Origin of the sequence: Photobacterium sp. OFAV2-7, assembly GCF_022347985.1 — a bacterium.
Classification (GTDB): domain Bacteria; phylum Pseudomonadota; class Gammaproteobacteria; order Enterobacterales; family Vibrionaceae; genus Photobacterium.
On the sequence record NZ_JAKRFQ010000628.1, the window covers coordinates 1 to 3,184 of the forward strand.

Here is a 3,184-nt window from a genome sequence, read left to right on the forward strand (position 1 = left end):
CAACTTGTCAGCCGCGCGTGCAAAACCCCATGCGACAGCATCATGCCGTGCCGTACCTGCCCGAGGCTGCCAACTCGCGCCCAGCACCGGATAACGGGCATTGAGAGAGCAATCCAGCAACGGCACCAAGGACTGAACCGCGGCGGTATCGAGCACTTCTCCATCGATACCATTGAGCCGGTTGGCATTCACCCGACGTTCGATATCCCGCATATCCTGCAAGGTATGACCAAGATTCAACACACCTCGCTGACTAAACATCAAATTGTAATTAAGATCCTGTGACAGTCCCTCCCATAGCTTTAGCGAATGCTCGTACAGATGGGCCGCTTCATCCCAGAGATAGTTTGACCGGACAATTGTGGTATTGCGGGCCGTATTGCCTCCGCCCAGGTATCCCTTTTCCACAACCGCCACATTAGTAATGCCGTGCACTTTGGCCAGGTAATACGCTGTGGCCAGTCCATGCCCGCCACCACCGATAATCACGACATCATAAAACGGTTTAGGCTGAGGATTGCGCCATACCCGCTGCCAGTGCTCATGAAAACTCAATGCATGCTTGAACAGACCAAAGCCCGAATAATGATTCTTCTTCTCACTCATTGATTGTGCCTTCCCAGACAAACACATAAGGATGCCAGAGCGCAGACTCGCTCTCTTTTGATGAAGCCTAATGCCCAATACAAGAAAAGAATGTCCGGTAGCGGCGAACAGTAGCTGATTTGCGACAACCTTGAGTAAAGATGCAAATGATGGGCAATAAACAATGAATAAATGTGCGCAAAAATCTCACTGATAACCCTATCACCCTTATTGCGTTACAGGTTTATAAAAACATCTCATCGAAATATTATCCATAGAAAAGAATAGCAACCAGTTGAGTATGCTGGGTTAATCATTTGCGCCTCAGGTGCGTTGTAAGAGGAATCATTATGTATGACATTTCAAATTTAAGGCGCTGTATCCACACAGCAAGATCTGATGCAGATTTGACCGCAACACTTAGCGATATTACAAGCTTCATTGGTTTTGACTATTTTTTTTTACCTGTTCGAACCCTATATCAATGACCAAAATAGAAGAGATAATATTGACCAATTTCTGTGAAGAGAAAGAAAAGAGAATTAGAGAAAACGCTATTCACAAGCTGATCATCAATTATTGTCAATCAAATCGTATTCCAGCACTATGGGGTAATATTCATAACCCAAGGCAAAATCATTATTACTTCAATTATATTTCAGATAGAAAACTAAGAACAATGCCCCCCAGTTTCACCGTTCCCATTCATAGCTCAATAGGCAAAACAGGGACAATTAGTTTCTCCTTAAGTAAAAAAAACAATAATGATCAAAGTCTGTTTTTTTACGCCGCCAGCCTAGTTCAAACGGTTATCCCATACCTTCAAGATAAGATCGATGATACAACTGTTAATAAAAAAAGTGATGCTTGCAATTTAACTAAAAGAGAAACCGAAACATTGACATGGGCTACAGAAGGGAAAACCGCTTGGGAAATATCTAAAATATTAAGTTGCTCTGAGAGAACAGTAACTTTTCATTTACAGAATGCCTGTAATAAACTTGGCGCTTCAAACAAATATCAAGCAATATCAAAAGGGATATTATCAGGGATAATCTTTCCCAATACCCCTTATTAATACAGTTTGAGTTTGAATATGATTTATTTCGGTTTGATTATTAATGAATTGAACCGATTTATTCTAGTGATAATCGTAATCTTTCATAACTGCTCTTCTAAGCTCGTCATTAATTTTAATCGACAAGGTAACTGATTTGGTATCACCAAGCCTATGAACCTTCTGGTCACCTGCTCGCTTAAATGGGATGCCTGTTCTTTTTAACATACGTTCAATCGGTAATGTTGAAACTGTCAGGTACTCAGATATGTCATTCTCTACAGCATGGAGATATAACGCCTTAAACAAAAACTGTGTTGAGTAACTCAGTGTACAGTTGCTTTGTGACGTATTCTTATTAATACAAAATCGACTTAATTCATACACATGGCTCGATTCTACTGCCATTTGGTTACCGAGCAGCTCTGGGAATATTTCCTTAAGCATATAGCTTTTCGTTGTAGGTATTAGCCTACCACACCCTAGTATATTCCCCAGGTCATCTTCGATATATACATAAGAGGCATCCGGTGTATCGTATTGGTCTGATTCTAAATTGCCTTCAGTAGGCAAATCCCATTTTAGCCTCTTCCTAAAGACATCATACCTTAACTCTAGAAGCCTCATATAATCCGGTTTTGATATTGAGTCAAAAGATTGCTGCTTGAATGTTAGGTTCATTTCTTGTCCTCCAATAATACCAATAAGATATCAATGGATTACTCAATAGAAACCTGCCACACATAACAGGTTGACTTCTTCGATGTAATCATGTAACGAGCCAAGAAACACATGATTAGATAAAATGTCAGACGGGAAGAAAAACTGCATTAACAGCAGAGAAATGTGAACCCATCTACACAACAGACAGGATTTATCACCTAAGTGCATCTTGGTGACTATCATCATTGCGAAAAAAATCAATAAGCTATAAAATTATGTTCATATAGCAAAAGGCAATATTGACATGGATTTCATTGGCTGCTAGTTAGATGGTAATGTAATAATGACTTATGAACTTATTAAACTCACTTTATCCTCTTTCTCCAGGCCGCAGTTTTCCATTTTAATCATTTCAACTATATTAATTTCAATATGGCTTTCTTACTATCTTCTGTTTTTATCTAAAAATGAAATAAAAGTGAAGAAATCTATTTTTCACACCTACTCTTTGTATCTTCTCTTTATTAACATCTGGGTTATATCTAACGCTTTTTTCCAATCAGAACTTCTATCTTACTTTGATTCGGTAATAGCCAAAGAAGTTGGCTTGATAGCAAACATTTCTTCACTTTTATCAGCAAACTTTACTTTCTTATTTTCATGCTTGCTAGTAAGAGCCAATAAACCATTAAAACAACATCAGTCATATACGTTTATATTTGGTATTATTGTTTCGTTAGTAATGTTTTTTTACCCGGAATTAACAATTGTCGATGTGGTTATTACCTCCACCGGACATTTCACAATAACTCTTGGCAAGGCATCTAGCGAATTATTTATTTTTGGTTTCATCCTTCTTATTTTAACTTTCAGGAATTT

General features: G+C 38.5%; 3 protein-coding genes and 1 pseudogene. 2 read left to right on the forward strand and 2 right to left on the reverse strand.

The window, feature by feature from the left end:
- The coding region (locus MHN01_RS22025) for an FAD-dependent oxidoreductase (protein ID WP_239413448.1) at window positions 1–606 on the reverse strand (606 nt) is incomplete at its 3' end.
- Window positions 607–1,069: 463 nt separating this feature from the next.
- On the opposite strand from MHN01_RS22025, the gene MHN01_RS24590 reads away from it, so the two are divergent.
- Complete coding sequence (locus MHN01_RS24590; RefSeq protein ID WP_304622885.1) at window positions 1,070–1,663, forward strand: LuxR C-terminal-related transcriptional regulator; 594 nt, start codon at window positions 1,070–1,072, stop codon at window positions 1,661–1,663.
- Window positions 1,664–1,726: 63 nt separating this feature from the next.
- Here the strand turns inward: MHN01_RS24590 and MHN01_RS22035 are convergent, their stop codons facing one another.
- Complete coding sequence (locus MHN01_RS22035; protein WP_239413449.1) at window positions 1,727–2,323, reverse strand: acyl-homoserine-lactone synthase; 597 nt, start codon at window positions 2,321–2,323, stop codon at window positions 1,727–1,729.
- A gap of 325 nt (window positions 2,324–2,648) precedes the next feature.
- Here MHN01_RS22035 and MHN01_RS22040 point away from each other — a divergent pair.
- Window positions 2,649–3,184, forward strand: a pseudogene (locus MHN01_RS22040) (hypothetical protein); the annotation flags it as partial.

Bases quoted from the DNA above. Each gene is read 5' to 3' on its own strand.
- MHN01_RS24590 (WP_304622885.1), top strand. From the start codon at position 1,070: ATGACCAAAATAGAAGAGATAATATTGACCAATTTCTGTGAAGAGAAA.
- MHN01_RS22035 (WP_239413449.1), bottom strand. From the start codon at position 2,323: ATGAACCTAACATTCAAGCAGCAATCTTTTGACTCAATATCAAAACCG.